Origin of the sequence: Pelagibius sp., from assembly GCF_965249265.1 — a bacterium.
Lineage (GTDB): Bacteria > Pseudomonadota > Alphaproteobacteria > Kiloniellales > Kiloniellaceae > Pelagibius.
Map to the genome: position 1 here is coordinate 2,531,927 of NZ_OZ252224.1, position 15,063 is coordinate 2,546,989.

General features: G+C 63.3%; 16 protein-coding genes. 3 read left to right on the forward strand and 13 right to left on the reverse strand.

The features are described from left to right. Positions 1–134 precede the first annotated feature (134 nt). The 11 genes from tatC to ACP146_RS12170 all read right to left on the reverse strand — a co-directional run bounded on the left by tatC (position 135) and on the right by ACP146_RS12170 (position 10,625). Positions 135–983 (reverse strand): twin-arginine translocase subunit TatC, encoded by an 849-nt coding sequence (tatC, locus tag ACP146_RS12120; protein ID WP_422367014.1) that lies wholly within the window; start codon positions 981–983, stop codon positions 135–137. Beyond that, complete coding sequence (gene tatB / locus ACP146_RS12125; RefSeq protein ID WP_422367015.1) at positions 980–1,501, reverse strand: Sec-independent protein translocase protein TatB; 522 nt, start codon at positions 1,499–1,501, stop codon at positions 980–982. The genes tatC and tatB overlap by 4 nt, the downstream gene beginning before the upstream one ends. Before the next feature lie 51 nt (positions 1,502–1,552). Further along, a complete protein-coding gene (locus ACP146_RS12130) occupies positions 1,553–1,804 on the reverse strand; it encodes a twin-arginine translocase TatA/TatE family subunit (RefSeq protein WP_422367016.1) in 252 nt (83 codons plus the stop codon). Positions 1,805–1,894: 90 nt separating this feature from the next. Further along, entirely contained in the window at positions 1,895–2,962 is a 1,068-nt protein-coding gene (locus ACP146_RS12135) for an ABC transporter ATP-binding protein (RefSeq protein WP_422367017.1), read from the reverse strand. Positions 2,963–3,108: 146 nt separating this feature from the next. After that, complete coding sequence (scpB, locus tag ACP146_RS12140) at positions 3,109–4,014, reverse strand: SMC-Scp complex subunit ScpB (protein WP_422367018.1); 906 nt, start codon at positions 4,012–4,014, stop codon at positions 3,109–3,111. Then, positions 4,011–4,817, reverse strand: coding sequence for a segregation and condensation protein A (locus ACP146_RS12145; protein ID WP_422367019.1), 807 nt, complete (start codon positions 4,815–4,817; stop codon positions 4,011–4,013). The genes scpB and ACP146_RS12145 overlap by 4 nt, the downstream gene beginning before the upstream one ends. Beyond that, a complete protein-coding gene (locus ACP146_RS12150; RefSeq protein ID WP_422367020.1) occupies positions 4,814–5,521 on the reverse strand; it encodes a site-2 protease family protein in 708 nt (235 codons plus the stop codon). Before ACP146_RS12150 ends, ACP146_RS12145 begins: the two co-directional genes overlap by 4 nt. An 8-nt stretch (positions 5,522–5,529) precedes the next feature. Beyond that, positions 5,530–6,555: a beta-N-acetylhexosaminidase gene (nagZ, locus tag ACP146_RS12155; RefSeq protein ID WP_422367021.1), complete on the reverse strand. Its 1,026-nt coding sequence runs from the start codon at positions 6,553–6,555 to the stop codon at positions 5,530–5,532. Between the two features lie 45 nt (positions 6,556–6,600). Beyond that, on the reverse strand, positions 6,601–7,683 hold the full coding sequence (locus tag ACP146_RS12160; protein ID WP_422367022.1) for an SPOR domain-containing protein: 1,083 nt from the start codon (positions 7,681–7,683) through the stop codon (positions 6,601–6,603). Then, a complete protein-coding gene (gene argS, locus ACP146_RS12165) occupies positions 7,684–9,441 on the reverse strand; it encodes an arginine--tRNA ligase (RefSeq protein WP_422367023.1) in 1,758 nt (585 codons plus the stop codon). Next, complete coding sequence (locus tag ACP146_RS12170; protein WP_422367024.1) at positions 9,441–10,625, reverse strand: deoxyguanosinetriphosphate triphosphohydrolase; 1,185 nt, start codon at positions 10,623–10,625, stop codon at positions 9,441–9,443. The genes argS and ACP146_RS12170 overlap by 1 nt, the downstream gene beginning before the upstream one ends. Positions 10,626–10,811: 186 nt before the next feature. Between ACP146_RS12170 and erpA the strand changes: the two genes are divergently transcribed. From erpA to ACP146_RS12185, 3 genes are read left to right on the forward strand one after another with little or no spacing between them, the layout of a single operon-like run. Continuing rightward, positions 10,812–11,162, forward strand: coding sequence for an iron-sulfur cluster insertion protein ErpA (erpA, locus tag ACP146_RS12175; protein WP_422367025.1), 351 nt, complete (start codon positions 10,812–10,814; stop codon positions 11,160–11,162). A gap of 33 nt (positions 11,163–11,195) precedes the next feature. Continuing rightward, positions 11,196–11,975, forward strand: a complete 780-nt coding sequence (gene xth / locus ACP146_RS12180) for an exodeoxyribonuclease III (RefSeq protein WP_422367026.1) — start codon at positions 11,196–11,198, stop codon at positions 11,973–11,975. Positions 11,976–12,000: 25 nt separating this feature from the next. Beyond that, positions 12,001–12,762, forward strand: a complete 762-nt coding sequence (locus ACP146_RS12185; RefSeq protein ID WP_422367027.1) for a rhomboid family intramembrane serine protease — start codon at positions 12,001–12,003, stop codon at positions 12,760–12,762. A 27-nt stretch (positions 12,763–12,789) separates the two neighbouring features. Here the strand turns inward: ACP146_RS12185 and ACP146_RS12190 are convergent, their stop codons facing one another. Beyond that, positions 12,790–13,386, reverse strand: coding sequence for a PilZ domain-containing protein (locus tag ACP146_RS12190; protein ID WP_422367028.1), 597 nt, complete (start codon positions 13,384–13,386; stop codon positions 12,790–12,792). A 148-nt stretch (positions 13,387–13,534) separates the two neighbouring features. Continuing rightward, positions 13,535–15,058, reverse strand: a complete 1,524-nt coding sequence (locus ACP146_RS12195; protein ID WP_422367029.1) for a M81 family metallopeptidase — start codon at positions 15,056–15,058, stop codon at positions 13,535–13,537. Positions 15,059–15,063: the final 5 nt, after the last annotated feature.

Here is a 15,063-nt window from a genome sequence, read left to right on the forward strand (position 1 = left end):
AAGCCCTGCTTCAGGGCGAAAAGCAGGCTCCGGGCCGAAGCCCTTCGCCCGATTCGATTATTTCGCCCAAGATGAAGTGATCTGTGAGGAAAGCTTAACGGAAGCCGAAACCCGCCGAGCGAAGAAAAGCACCGTCAGGTCTTCGCCGGCGTGGTGCCGCCCTCTTCTCCGTCATCCTCATCCAGATCGTCGTCCAGGTCGTCGTACTCGTCCTTGGGACGGTTCTTTTCGACGAGCTTGGCCATGTAGATCGAGACCTCGTAGAGGATGACGATGGGGATCGCCAGGGAAAGCTGGCTGATCGGATCCGGCGGCGTGAAGATGGCTGCGAAGATGAACACACCGACGATGGCGTACTTGCGCTTGGCCGCCATGCCCTTGGAAGTGGCCAGCCCCACCCGGGCCAGCAAGGTCATGATCACCGGCAACTGGAAACAGAGGCCGAAGGCGAAGATCAGCTTCATCATCAGCGAGAAGTATTCGGAGACCCGCTGCTCCAGCTCGATCGGGAGGTTGCCCCCACCGCCGGGTGTCTCAAAGGCGATGAAGAACTCCACGACGAAGGGAAAGATGATGAAGTAAACCAGCGAGCCGCCGACGAAGAACAGCACCGGCGTCGCCGCCAGGAAGGGCGCGAAGGCCGACTTCTCATGCTTGTAGAGGCCAGGCGCGACGAACAGCCAAAGCTGCATCAGAAAGATCGGACAGCAGATGAAGGCGGCAGCGAAGAACGCAACCTTCACGTAAGTGAAAAAGACCTCGGTGAGGTTGGTGAAGATCAGGCGCGGCGGCCGGTCGTCCTCACGGCCCTCCAGCAGGACATCAGCCAACGGCTGGGCAAGAAAGTCGAAGACCTGCTCGGCGAAGAAAAAACAAACCAGGAAGACCACAAGCAGCGAACCGACGCTCCAGAGCATTCGTTGCCGCAGCTCGATCAGGTGATCGAGCAAAGGCATCTTCTTTTCGTCGGTCACGGTGGTCATGCCGATTGCTTGCTGCCTTCTTTGGAACCCGGTGCAGTATCGGCGGAGGTATCAGCGGCAGACGATGCATCGGAAGATGTTTCAGCGTCGCTCGCCGCGGACGGCTGGCTGAGGGAATGCGGTGGCGCGATGTTGGCCGCCGGCTTGGTCATCACGGCAGCGGCCTTGTCGGCGCTGCTGCTCTCCACCGCATCATCACTGCCTGCGGAGGCTTGCTTGCGGGCTTCGCTTTCGATCTCCCGCACCTCGTCGGCAACATCACCTGTCGGGTCGATTGCGTTGCTGATGGTCTGTTCCAGATTCCCGCGTCGCGTTTCCTCCAGCATCTTCCTGGCGTCATCGAGTTCGGCTTCGCGGACCATATCGTCGATGCCGGACTGAAACTCGCGCGTCAGGGAGCGCGCCTTGCGCACCCACTGCGAGACGGTCTTCAAGGTTCCGGGAAGATCTTTCGGGCCGATGACGACAAGAGCGATCAAAGCGATCACCATCATCTCGGTCCAGCCGATATCAAACATGGCCGCCCGTCATTTCAGGGGCAAGACTTAGAACACCTTAAGGAGAACTCCTCAGCCGTTTGCAGCCTTGTCCTTTTCCTCGGAAGCCATGGCGGGGGCATCTTGATCGATAACCTTGGGATCGTCTCCCTCCGCGGCTTTGTCCTTGTCCTTGCCCTTTTGGTCTTCCTTCAGACCCTTCTTAAAAGCGTTGATGCCCTGTCCCATGTCGCGCATCAGCTTGGGGATCTTGCCGCCACCGCCGAAAAGGACAAGTACAACGACCAGCACGATGAGCCAGTGCCAGATACTAAAGGTTCCCATTCCGGGATCTCCTTGTTTTTTGTCATGAGGCCTCTTGAGGCGGACTATGGCAAAAAGGCCGCGACGCCGCAACGATCCTAGACAACAGGGTTAATCCGTCTCCCGCGGAAAAACAAAGGCTTGGGAGCGGTCCAGTTCCACCCGCAGGCGCTGGTTCTCCAATGGCAAAAACCGCCCGGGAACACGTGCATGGAAGTGTGTTTCCTGTTCGGGTACGTCAAGGGCGCGCAGATGGATGAGGCTGCTGCGCCCCATCAGCCGCGCGGCCATCACCTCAACGGCCTTTTCAGCACCGTTGGCGGCCTGTTCCGACGGGCTCAGATGCAGGGCTTCCGGGCGAATCAGGATCTCAACGGGTTCACCGTCGGGAAATCCCTTGGCATCGACCGGGCCAAAGGGTGTGGATACCTGTTCTGTGGCAACAACACCCTCCAAGCGATTGATTTCACCGAAAAAAGAAGCCACAAAAGAATCCACAGGCTCGTAGTAAAGTGCCGCCGGTGTGCCTTCCTGGACGATGCGCCCCGCCCGCATCAGGGCGATCCGGTCAGCCATGAACATGGCTTCCTCCGGGTCGTGGGTCACCATGAGGGTGGTGGTGTCGCTCTCCTTCAGTACATGCAGGGTCTCGTCCCGCACCTTTTGGCGCAGGCGCGCATCGAGGTTGGAAAAGGGCTCGTCGAGCAGCATCACCCGCGGCCGCGGCGCCAGGGCGCGGGCCAGGGCCACCCGCTGCTGCTGGCCGCCGGACAGCATGTGAGGATAGGAAGACGCCGCATCGCTCATGCCGACGCGGGCGAGCGCTTCCTCGGCGCGCGCCTGCTTTTCGCCCGACGAAAGGCCCCTGAGCCCGAACGCAACATTGCTGGCCACGGTCAGATGAGGAAACAGAGCGTAATCCTGGAAAACCAGCCCAACGGAGCGGTCTTCCGGAGGAACCTCGCGCCCTGCGCCGGCAACCGTTTCACCGGCAATCATCACCTTGCCGCGTTGCAGGGCCTCCAGCCCGGCGGCGACCCGCAGCGCCGTGGTCTTGCCACAACCGGAGGGACCCAACAGGCAAACGACCTCGCCCTTGGCCAGGGAGAGGCTGAGATCATCAACGGCGAGAATGCCGTCGAAAGCATGACTGACGTGATCCAGGACGAGGGCTTGCATTTTGATTCCGGCCAAACCTAAAGGGCTGACGCTTCAGGCTCTCTCCGCACCGCAGTTAGAGGCGGCAGGCCGATCCCGAATCGATCCCACGTCTGCCTTAAAGGCTCAGGCACGCTTCTGCAAGCGGTGACGGACGCCCACTGATCTCAGCCGTGGCCGCGTTGCGGCTCGTCTTCGGCGCGCTCGGGCGCCGCCGCATCCTCACCATCATGACCCTCGGCCTCGACTTCCTCTTCGTCGGCCGCTTCGGCCTCACCTTCGGAGTCCGTTTCCATGTTGTCGTCTTTTAGGCTGGTGTCGGCCTCAGCTTCAGGCGCTTCCTCCAGCGCGGGCGCTGCGGAGAGATCAACTTCATGGGGCAGCAGGTTTTCTCCGAAAGCCGGGTCCAGGGTTTCCTCTCCCTCATCGCCCAGCGCCGCCTCGCCGCCGTCATCCTCGTCGTCGTCTTCTTCGCCGACTTCCTCGGGCGCAACCTCGCCAACCGCCGGCAGCAGACCGCGGTCGCCCAAAGCCGTGATGGCCGGACGGTTATCGAGAAGACCGGCGGCCTTCAGTTCTTCGACTCCCGGCAGCGCTTCCAGGGATTCCAGACCGAAGTGATCGAGGAAGGACTCGCTGGTGCCCCAGGTCACCGGACGTCCCGGCGTCTTGCGCCGGCCTTTCGGCCTGATCCAACCAATCTCAAGAAGCGCATCCAGTGTGCCTTTGGAGAGTGCCACACCGCGGATCTCCTCGATCTCGCCGCGGGTCACCGGCTGATGGTAGGCGATCACCGCCAGGGTCTCTAAAGCGACACGGGAGAGCTTGCGCACCACCTTGTTTTCAAGCTCCATACGCGGCGCAAGATCTTCGGCCGTACGAAAGGCCCAGCGCCCGCCGCGTTTCACCAGGTTGACGCCCCGGTTTGCATAAAGCGCCTCCAGATCGGCGAGGATCGGGTCCAGCTCGGTTTCCTCCGGCAGGAAGCGCGCGAGCTGGGCCGGCGCCAGCGGCTCGGAAGATGCGAAAAGCAGGGCCTCGATCAGACGCAGGTTGTCGAAATCAGCGGTCATGAGGGCTCCTGTTGCTCTTCAGTCGCATTGCGCAGGTAAATCGGACCGAACATACCGTCCTGGCGGATCCGCAGCTTGCCGGCCTTGCACAGCTCCAGACTCGCCGCAAAGGTCGCCGCCAGGGCCGAACGGGTCATGAGAGAGTCGCGAAGGTCGGTCGGCAAAAAGGACGAAAGGGAACGCCAGCCCGGCACGCTGGTCCCGAACAGCGTTGAAAGCCGGGAAATCGCATCATCGACCGAATAGAGCTCGGTGGCACGGATTTGCAGGTTGGTGACCGTCGTTGCCCGGTCCTTGTTCCGGCCATAGGCCTTCAGCAGGTCGAAGAGGCTGGCCTCATACTGCGTCGTGGTTTTCGTCTTCAAACGCTCCGGCGTCCCGCGGGCAAAGATGTCGTTTCCGAGTTGCGGTAAAGTCATCAGCTTCTCGCCGGCATCGCGCATGGCCTGCAGACGCTGCATCTGAAACTTCAGCGCCGCCGCCATCTCAGCGCCGCTGGGCTCCTCGTCGCCGCCGGTTTCGGGCAGCAGAAGGCGCGATTTCAGGTAGGCGAGCCAGGCGGCCATGACCAGATAGTCGGCGGCCAGCTCCAACCGCAGCGCGCGCGCTTCACGCACGAACTCCAGATACTGCTCGGCAAGATCGAGGATGCGGATCTGGGTCAGATCCACCTTCTGATCGCGGGCCAGTTCCAGCAGCACGTCGATCGGCCCGGCATAACCGTCCAGTTCCAGCAGCAGGCGGTCGCGGGTGACGCTCCTGGCGCCCTCCACACCTTCGTCAAAGGGAATAACGTCGCTCATATCCGTATCGCCTCCGACAGGCCGGCCAAGCTGGAGAAGTAAGGAAGCAGCCAATTCGCGGGGGTCCGAATCAGCCAATCGAACAAGTCGATGTTGATGCCCAGCCGATGCCCAAGATAGGGCAGAAGGAAGAAGCCGCCCAGCAGGATAAAAATCCCGTAGCGCTCCAGCTTGGCGAGCGGCACAGCCAGCGAGATCGGCAGGATTCCGACCGCGATGCGTCCCCCATCCAGGGGCGGCAGCGGCAGCAGGTTGAGCACCGCAAGCACGACGTTGACGACGATGGATATCCGCAAGGTATGGGCCAGCCAGCCCGCCGCGGCATCCGGCAGCAAAGGCACGATGTTGAACAGCAGGGCCGAAAGTGCCGCCAGGATGAAATTCGCCATCGGCCCGGCGGCGGCCACGTAGACCATATCCCGCCTGGGCCGGCGCAAGCGGTGGGTCGCAACCGGCACCGGCTTGGCATAGCCGAACAGAAAGGGCGCCTTCATGATGATCAGCGCCAGCGGCAGCAGGACGGTCCCGATGGGATGGACATGCTTCAGAGGGTTCAGGGTGACCCGGCCAAGCTTGTAGGCGGTGTCGTCGCCGTAGGACCAGGCAATGAAACCATGCGCCGCCTCATGCAGCGTGATCGCCAGCAAGACCGGCAGCACCCAGACCGAGGCCGTATAGGCCAGAGCGGAGAGATCAAAATCCATGGATCTGACTAGCCGACATTCACGAGCTGCTCAAGCCGTCGCTGCAGCAGGTCGAAATCAGCCCCGGCGGGTTGCTGCAAGCGGGTCCTGGCCAAAGCAAAGCGCCGCATCGCCAGGGGTGTCATGGCCGGCGCCACCTCGGCAATCGCTATCATCTCCTCCGCCTTGCCGTTGCAGTGCAGCGCGATGTCACAACCGGCCTGCAGCGCCCGGGCGGCGCGCTGGGCGAGGCTGCCCTGCAGGGCCTCCATCGAAAGATCATCGGAAAGCAGCAAGCCCTGAAAGCCGATGCTGCCCCGGATCACCTCGGTGATCACCTTTGACGAGGTGGTGGCGGGCTGGTCCGGATCGAGATCGGTGAAAACCACATGGGCGGTCATTCCCCAGGGAGCATCCGCAAGGCTCTCGAAGGGCACAAAGTCGGAGGCGCAGAGTTCCGGCAAGGCCGTACCCACGACCGGCAGTTCCTTGTGGCTGTCGACCCGGGCCCGGCCATGGCCGGGCATGTGCTTGATCACCGGCATCACCCCTCGCGCCAGCAGGGTATCGCAAACGATCTTGCCAAGTCCGGCAACCAGCTTGGGGTCGCCCCCGAAGGAGCGGTTGCCGATGACATCGCTGGCGCCGGGAAACTGCAGGTCGAGCATGGGGATACAGTCGACATCGATCCCCACGTCGGACAACTCCATGGCCAGCAGTTCGGTGTTGATCCGCAGCGCCTCCGCCGCCCTTTCCCAATCGTGCGAAGCCAGGCGTCCGAACAGGCCCGGCGGCGGCGCCGCGCGCCACTGCGGCGGCTTCAGCCGCGCCACGCGACCGCCCTCCTGATCGATCAGGATCGGGGCATCCTCACGGCCGATGCTGGCACGCAGCGCAGAGGTCAGGGCGCGCAGCTGGTCCGGAGATTCACAGTTGCGGGCAAAAAGGATGAAGCCGAGCGGGTCGGCGCTGCGAAAAAACGACTCTTCAGCGGCCGACAGAACCGGGCCTTCACAGCCGAAAATCGCTGCCTTGGGATTTACGGAATCAGTCATTCTCACCCCGGCAATCGCCACACCCGACGCGGCTCCACCAAGCGCCTAGCGTTGTTTAACAAGACAGTCCTGATTCCTGCTTTTCAGACGGCCGCAAACCTCGGAAGCCGCCTCGCGGCTGGGGAACGGACCGGTCTGCACCCGATAGTAGGTGCTGCCTTGAACCTCGGCGGTATCGAGCGCCAAGGCGAGCGGACCGAGCAAGCTTGGATGGGCCGCCTGCAGGCGCGCCCACTCCCTGGTTGCCGCAGCTTCCGACCTGACCGAGGAAAGCTGCAGCACGATATCGCCCGGGCCGGCGCCCTGCCCCGACGATGGCTGCACCGCCGCCGTTTGAGAGGCGGCCGGCGCTGAGGCGCCGCCATCAGCGGTTTCCAGAGGGGCTTGCTCCAGAAGTCTGGCTATTTGGTCTTCCTGTGGCGCAGCCCCCGCCGCAGGCGGCGCGGGCTTCCGCTGCGGCAGAGCGATCCCGCTTTCCCCCGCCACCGGTTCGGCCTTGGCAGCCTCGGGATCTGCTGGAATCTCAGGAATGGCCGGAATTTCGGAGCTGTCAGGCAGCGCGGCCACGGCCTCCGGCGCCTCAGATGCGGATTGACCTTCCTGTGGAAGCGTTTCCGCCAGGGCTGGCTCAGGCGCGGTGGCGGGATCGGGCAACGGCTCCAGGGCCTGCGGTGTCTCCGGCGGCGGCAAAAGGCTTTCGACGCGCGGCGTCCCACCGGCCGGCTCGCCGTCGTTCAATACCAGCTTGTCCTGATGCGGCACTTCCATCCCGCCGGACTGCTCGGGCCGCGTCTTCTCCGGTTCGATCTCGGCGTGCACCACGGGCAGTTGGTCTTCGGCCATTTGTCCGGTTCCCCAGGAATAGGCGTACCAGACGATCGCTCCGAAGCTGACGAGTGCGGCCAGGGCAATGACCACCGGCACCACCTTGCGGCGGGCCTGCAGGTCGGCTTCCAGCTCGGCCGTATCCTCGCCAAAAGCACTGCGTTCGCGGTCCTGGGCGTAGACAATGCGACGCATGCCTTCCTCGCTGAACGCCGGGGCGCTTCCTGCACCGAGGGAATCAGCCGGCTCGTCGGGCCCCGCGCCCTCCCGGCCAACGCCATCCCGGCCTGCATTCATCGCCATTCAGCGCAACTCCTCCACAGGTTCGACACCAAACACCTCAAGCCCGGATGCAATCACGAACACCACCGCCTGCAGCAGGGCCAGCCGGGCTTTTGTGACCTCCGGTTCGTCGGGAAGCAGGAAGCGCAACAGGGCTGTGCTCTGCCCTCTGTTCCACTGCGCATGAAGCGCTGCGGCCACATCGTAAAGATAAAAGGCCACACGGTGCGGTTCATGCGCCTCCGCTGCCGCTTCCAACAGGCGAGGCCACTCCGCCAACTGTTTTATCAGCCCCAGCTCACCCGAGTCGGTCAAGAGATTGAGGTCGGCGCCCGCGAGAGACACAGGATCTAGATCGATGTCCGGAATCTCCTGCGCCGCCAGCCGCATCACAGAGCGACAGCGGGCGTGGGCCATTTGTACGTAAAACACAGGGTTTTCGAGCGATTTCTCAACTACTTTCTCAAGATCGAAATCGAGTGTCGCGTCGTTTTTGCGGGTCAGCATGATGAAGCGGACGACATCCTTGCCGACCTCGTCAATGACTTCACGCAGGGTGACGAAGGTGCCGGCCCGTTTCGACATCTTCACGACCTGCCCGGCGCGTTTCAGGGTGACCAACTGACAGAGCTTGATATCGAGATCGCCCTTTCCGTCGGTCAGCGCCTTCACACCGGCCTTCATGCGTTTCACGTAGCCGCCGTGATCGGCGCCGAAAACGTCGATCATGATCGGAAAGCCGCGACGGAACTTGTCCAGATGGTAGGCCATGTCGCCGGCGAAGTAGGTCCAGCTGCCGTCGGATTTCTTCAGCGCCCTGTCAACGTCGTCGCCGAACTGGGTCGCCTTGAAAAGCAGTTGGGGCCGTGGTTCCCAGTCCTCCGGCGGCGGCTTGCCCTTGGGCGGCTCCAGCACGCCGGTGTAGACAAGGCCGCGCTCCTCCAGGGTGGTGAGGACAGCCTCCACGCCGCCGGCCTGAACCAGCGCGTCCTCTGACGAAAAGACATCCTGATGCACACCGAGGGCCCCCAGGTCGCGGCGGATCAGATCCATCATCGACCCAATGGCAAAGTTCCGCAGCGCCGGCAGCCAGTCTGCTTCAGCAGCGTCGCGCCACTTGTCGCCATCGCGCTCGGCGAGGGCGCGGCCGGTTTCTTTCAGATAATCGCCGGGATAGAGACCCTCCGGTATCTCACCGATATCCTCACCCAGGGCCTCGCGGTACCGCAGATAGGCCGAGCGCGCCAGAACGTCCACCTGCCCCCCGGCATCGTTGATGTAGTACTCCCGCGTCACCTCAAAACCGACCTTGGCGAGCAGCGATGCCAGGGCATCGCCGACCACGGCGCCGCGCGCGTGGCCAACGGTGAGCGGGCCGGTCGGGTTGGTGGATACGTACTCCACGTTGACCGATTGCCCCTGGCCGAGCCGGCTTTCGCCGTAAGCGGTTCCGGCCTTCAGAATCTCGCGCAAGCGCGCGTACCAGAACTGATCTTGAAGGCGCAGGTTGATGAAGCCGGGGCCGGCCACCGAGGCCTCGATCACGTTGTCCAGGCCCGCCAGCCGCGCGACGAGAGTCTCGGCCAGATCGCGGGGCTTCATGCCGGCCGGCTTGGCCAACACCATCGCCGCATTGGTCGCCAGATCGCCATGCTCCGGGTCACGCGGCGGCTCCACGGTCACCCGGGCGAAATCAAGCCCCTCCGGCAGTTCGGCAGAGGCCGCCAAACCCTCAAGTTCACCGACAACAGAGTCGCGAAATTCTTTGAAAAGATTCATTATTTTCTTACTCGAAGATCGAAGTTCTTGGCATGCTCGTCAAGCGCATAGCGGTCCGTCATGCCGGCGATGTAGTCGGCCACGAGCCGTGCCCTGTCCTTGCCCTCGATGGCCTCGCCCGTTTCGCGCCATTCATCGGGCAGGCAGTCGGGGCGCTCCATGTACTGCGCGAAAAGGTCACGAACCACCCGCTTGGCCTTGGTGGTCATGCGGTTGACCTTGTAATGACGATACATGCGTTGGAACAGAAAGGCCCGCAGGGCGCGGTCGTTCTGCCGCATCTCCTCCGAAAAGGCAACCAGGGGACCGTCCAGACCGCGGACCTCCGCTACGCTGGTCGGCTTGTGCAGCGCGATGCGGCGGCGCGTCTCCTCCAGCAGATCCGTCACCATGACGTCGATCATCCGCCGGATCGTCTCGTGGATCAGGCGCGCCTCGTCCAGTTTGGGATAGCGGGCCGAGACATCGGCCAGCAAAGGACCGACCAGCGGCAATTCGCGAAGCTCCTCCAAGGGAAAGAGCCCAGCCCGCAGGCCGTCGTCGATGTCGTGGTTGTTGTAGGCAATGTCGTCCGAAAGGGCCGCCACCTGCGCCTCCGGCCCCGCGAAGCTGTCGACCTCCAGATCGCGAACTTCCCGGCAGTAGGCGGCGATGGTTTCCGGCACCTTGTCGTCGCGCGAGGCCGGGCCGATCAGCGGGCCGTTGTGTTTGACGATCCCCTCGAGGGTCTCCCAGGTCAGGTTCAAGCCGTCGAACTCGGCGTAGCGGCGCTCCAGCCGGGTCAGAATACGGAAGGTCTGCTCGTTGTGATCAAAACCGCCAAAAGGCTCCATGGCCTTGTTCAGGGCGTCCTCCCCGGCATGGCCGAAGCAGGTGTGGCCCAGGTCATGGGCCAAGGCCATGGCCTCCGCCAGATCCTCGTTCAGACCCAGCGACCGGCTGATCGAGCGGGCGATCTGGGCGACCTCGATGGAATGGGTCAGCCGGGTACGATAGTAGTCACCTTCATGATAAACAAAGACTTGCGTCTTATACTTCAGACGTCGAAAGGCGGCGGCGTGAACGATTCTGTCCCGGTCGCGCTGAAAACAGGAGCGGGTCGGGCTTTCCGGCTCGCCAAAGTCCCGGCCCCGGCTCTCGGCGGGCCTGGAGGCGATGAGGGCGGAAGGAATCGGCGCTGACATGGCGCGAACCTACGGCCTTGTGTTGCCCGTGGCAACGGCGGTTTTCCGCCACTTTCCGAGGCGCAGAGCGAGATGGCTGCGGCGCCGTTTGACAACGGGGCGAGAGTCCTTACATCTTGAGTAGAACTGGGCCCCCGGGCCCTTGGTTAACAGGCCTTAAGGTCCGAGAGGTTAGCGATGGGTTCGATGCCTTCAGGAGATGCCCCGGTACAGGAACTGGCCTTGTCGGCAAACGCCGCTAAGCGGGTCGCTTGGCTGATCGAGCAGGAAGGCGATGGCGATCTGATGCTGCGGGTGTCGGTATCCGGCGGCGGTTGCTCAGGTTTTCAGTACGGCTTTTCCTTCGACAAGGCGGTGAATGACGACGACCGCACCTTCGAGCGCGATGGTGTGACCGCTGTCATCGACGAGACTTCTCTGGAACTTCTGGCCGGCGCCGAGATCGACTTCGTCGAGGACCTTGGCGGCTCGTCGTTCCAGATTCGTAATCCCAACGCCACATCATCCTGTGGCTGCGGATCCTCCTTTGCCATCTAGATCCGGCCCCGACCTCTTCATGGGGCTTCGGCTGTGACCAGCATCGCCAGTTGGAACGTCAACTCTATCAAGGCGCGTCTGCCCAATGTGCTTGCCTGGCTGGAATCCGCCAGCCCCGACATTGCCCTGTTCCAGGAACTGAAAACCGTCGAAGACAACTTTCCGAGGCTGGAAATCGAAGCCTTGGGCTATCACTGCGCCGTGCTGGGCCAGAAGAGTTATAACGGCGTCGCCATCCTTTCGAAGCAGCCGCTGGAAGATGTCATGATGGGCCTGCCGGGCGATGCGGCAGACGAGCAGGCCCGTTATGTCGAGGCGACGACTTTCGGTCTGCGCGTGGCCACCATCTATCTGCCCAACGGCAACCCGGTCAAAACCGAAAAGTTCAGCTACAAGCTGGCCTGGATGGACAGGCTGAACGACCACGCCTATGACCTGCTGCAGAGCGAGCAGCCGGTCGTCCTCGGCGGCGATTACAACATCATCCCCCAGGATGAAGACGTCTACGACCCGCGCGCCTTCGCCGGCGACGCACTGGCGCAACCGGAAAGCCGGCAACGCTTCCGCGCCTTGCTGAACCAGGGTTATACGGAGGCCTTCCGGGCCCTGAACGATGCCCCGCATCTCTACAGCTTCTGGGACTATCAGGGCGGTGCCTGGCAGAACGATTACGGCCTGCGCATCGATCACTTCCTGCTCTCACCGCAAGCCGCGGACCGCCTGGAAAGCTGTGAGATCGATCGCGAGCCGCGCGGGAAGACCAAGGCCTCGGACCACACACCCGTCGTCTGCCGCCTACGCGACGCCGCCTGAGCCGGCTCGCCGAGGCCACCGCCCCGTGCCCTTCATTCCCCTGCATGACGACACCCCGCGCTATCTGATTGCCCGCCCCTGGACCGTCTGGTGCCTGATCCCCATCACAGCCCTCTGTTTCCTGATCCAGATGGTCAGCGGCAGCGAGGGCGGGCTGCGGCTCATCTACGGTTTGGGCGTCATCCCCGCGACGCTATCGGGTGAAGCGCAACTCGCTGACGAGCTTGTCCTCGTCGACCCGGTGGTCACCCTGCTGAGCCATCAGTTTCTGCACGGCGATTTCATGCATCTCTTCGGCAACATGCTTTTCCTCTGGGTCTTCGGCGACAATGTCGAAGACGCCATGGGGCATGTCCGCTTCCTGATCTTTTACCTGCTTTGCGGCGCCCTGGCCGGCCTTGCCCAACTGCTGGTCGACCCGGCCTCGACCACGCCGCTGATCGGCGCCAGCGGCGCCATCTCCGGCATCCTCGGCGCCTATCTCATCCTGCATCCCAAGGCAAAGGTGCTGGTGCCGGTGATTATCATTCCGCTCTACCTGCCAGCCTGGCTGTTGCTGATCTTCTGGTTCGGCTTTCAGTTCTTCGCCCTGGCGAACGGCGGCGACAGTAACGTGGCCTGGTGGGCGCACATCGGCGGTTTCATCGCCGGCGCGGCATTGATTCCCCTGTTTCGCTACAGGGCAGTGCCGCTCTTTGGTCTGGGTGATCCGCCAGGCGGCGTCACCCTGCGCCGCGGCGTCGGCTGGCAGCCCCGCAACGGCGGCCGACGCGGCCCCTGGGGGTGATCGTTTTGGAAATGGTCTGAGAGAAGGTTAGGCCGAAGCCTTGATCGCCGGCAGCAGTTCGCCGAGCACCTCGGCAACCTGATAAGGATCATCCTTGAACTGAAGCCCGAGCATCCGTCCGCTTGTCCAGACAATGGTCGCCAGCAGGCCATCGAAACGGTCGGCGCTCAGGACGACGCTGCCACTGAGACCAAGGTCTTCATTGATCGCAATCTTGGCGCCGCCGAGCGACATGTTCAGAATGGTGCAGTCGTGCTGCTTGCCGCCGGCCTCGAGCGCGCCCGGCCAGAGCACCGAACGCCGCAGGAAGCGCCGCCGCCCTTCCTCGTCGCCGAAGCGGTCCAGGAAGTCCTGAAAGATGGCATCCTGAACCTGCGGGTCGCCGGAGAACGTGACTTCCAGAATGTCACCCTCGCCAGCCGCGATGCTGCAGGCAAGCTGCCCGAAGTCGCGGATCGAGAGAAAAACCTGTTGGGAAACCGGCAAGCCGCCCTGCAGGCGAAGTTTCGCGCCGGTGCGGGACAACTGAATCAGCTCGCAGTCCAGAATGCCCTCGGCCGTGTGAATCCGCGCCGGTTGCATCAGGGTGATCTGCTGCTGCTCCAGTGACTGTTGACCTGTCATCGCATCGCTCGCTTGGACCGCTTGGGCCTTTTGCCCGCCGAGGCCTTTCCAAGCCTCATCCAGCGAACACTATGGCCGCCCTTCCGTTAACAACTGACAAAAGCCGGAATTCTCCGAAAAAGCCGGATTTTCCGGCGTTTCCTGCGCGTCAGCCCGCGGCGGGCGCCGCATCGGGGCTGAAGACCGGGCCATGGGGCATGATTCGCAGGCCCGGGCGCAGATTCCGGAAGGGCAGTTCCCTGTTGTCGAGGATGACCGGGCCGGGAGAAACCACCACCAGCACGGCCTCGGCAAGGGGCTGAAAGTCGGCGCGAAAGTGAACCGAAGACTTGAGGCCCAGGATCTTCTGTTCGGCCGGCTCGACGCCCAGATGGCGCAGCATGGCCTGATCGGCGAGCTGGATCTTGCTGGAGGCCACAGCCACCTTCACCCCCTCCAGTTCGAGCAACGCCGTGCGGCCGAGCTGCATGTGAGCGCCCATGTAAAAGGGCCCAGTGCCGGTGACCCGACCGTCGCCGAGACGCAGCACTTTGAACTTCGCCTGAAGGGAGTCGTCGCCCGGCACGCCGGAATGGCCGCCGAGATTGACGGTTACTTCAGCCCCCTCTCCCGCCTTATGGGCAGCCTCCGCTGCAGCCGGATCATAGAGGTTTGCCACCACCGCACCCTCGGCCCGCTCGGCAATCAGCGCACGCAGCAGGCCCGTCGTGTCGGAGTTGGCGCCGCCGCCGGCATTGTCCTGGGCATCCGCCAGCACCACCGGTTTGTCGGAAGCGGCAGCAATGCGCTTGGCTTCGCGCACGGCCTCCGTTGGTGACAGGGCTTCCAGCGCAAAGGCGGACTCGCGCTCAACCGCCACGCGGTAGAGGTTGTCAGCGGCCTCCTCGGCAGCTTCCTGCGAGGTGCCGTAAGCAACCAGCGACGCCCCGGCGCCGGGAAAGTCCGCCGGGCAGAATCCGCAGGCAAAGGAAACGCCGGTAACCCCGTCGCCCTGCGCCAGCAGCTTTACCTCACGGTAGATCTCCTTGGCCGGGCCATCGAAAGTGCAGCCGCTGGTCAGCGGAATCATGAACGGCAGTTGGCGAAAGGCTTTGAAGGCACCGCCCCGTCCCGCCATCAAGGCATCGAGATGAGCGGCCGATCGCTTGCCGGTCGCCGCCATGTCGACGTGCGGATAGGTGCGATAGATCTCCAGGCAATCGGCAAAAGCGACCATCTCCGGCGTCACGTTGGCATGAAGATCGAGACTCACCACAATCCGCAGATCAGGGCCGACCACCTCGCGGATGCGCCGCAGCATCTCGCCTTCGCCGTCGTCGACATGCTCGGCCACCATGGCGCCGTGCAGGTCGAGATAGAGACCGTCGAGATCCTTAAGGGCCGCGAGGTCCTCAATGATCTGCGCGACCACCTTCTCATAGGCGTCTTCGGTGACATGAGCGGAGGGCGTGGCCTGGGTCCAGACCAGCGGCAGCAACTCGTGCCCCTGGGCCTGTGCCGCTTCGACGAAGCCGGCAATGCCGATGTTGATCCCAGCCACCGCCTCGAAAAGGCCCGTACCACGGGTCAGCCCCGGCCAGGCCCCGGGCCGCAGGAAGTCCTCATAGGTCGCCTTCGAAGGGGCGAAGGTGTTGGTCTCGTGCTGAAACCCGCCGACCGCGATGCGCGCCATGACTG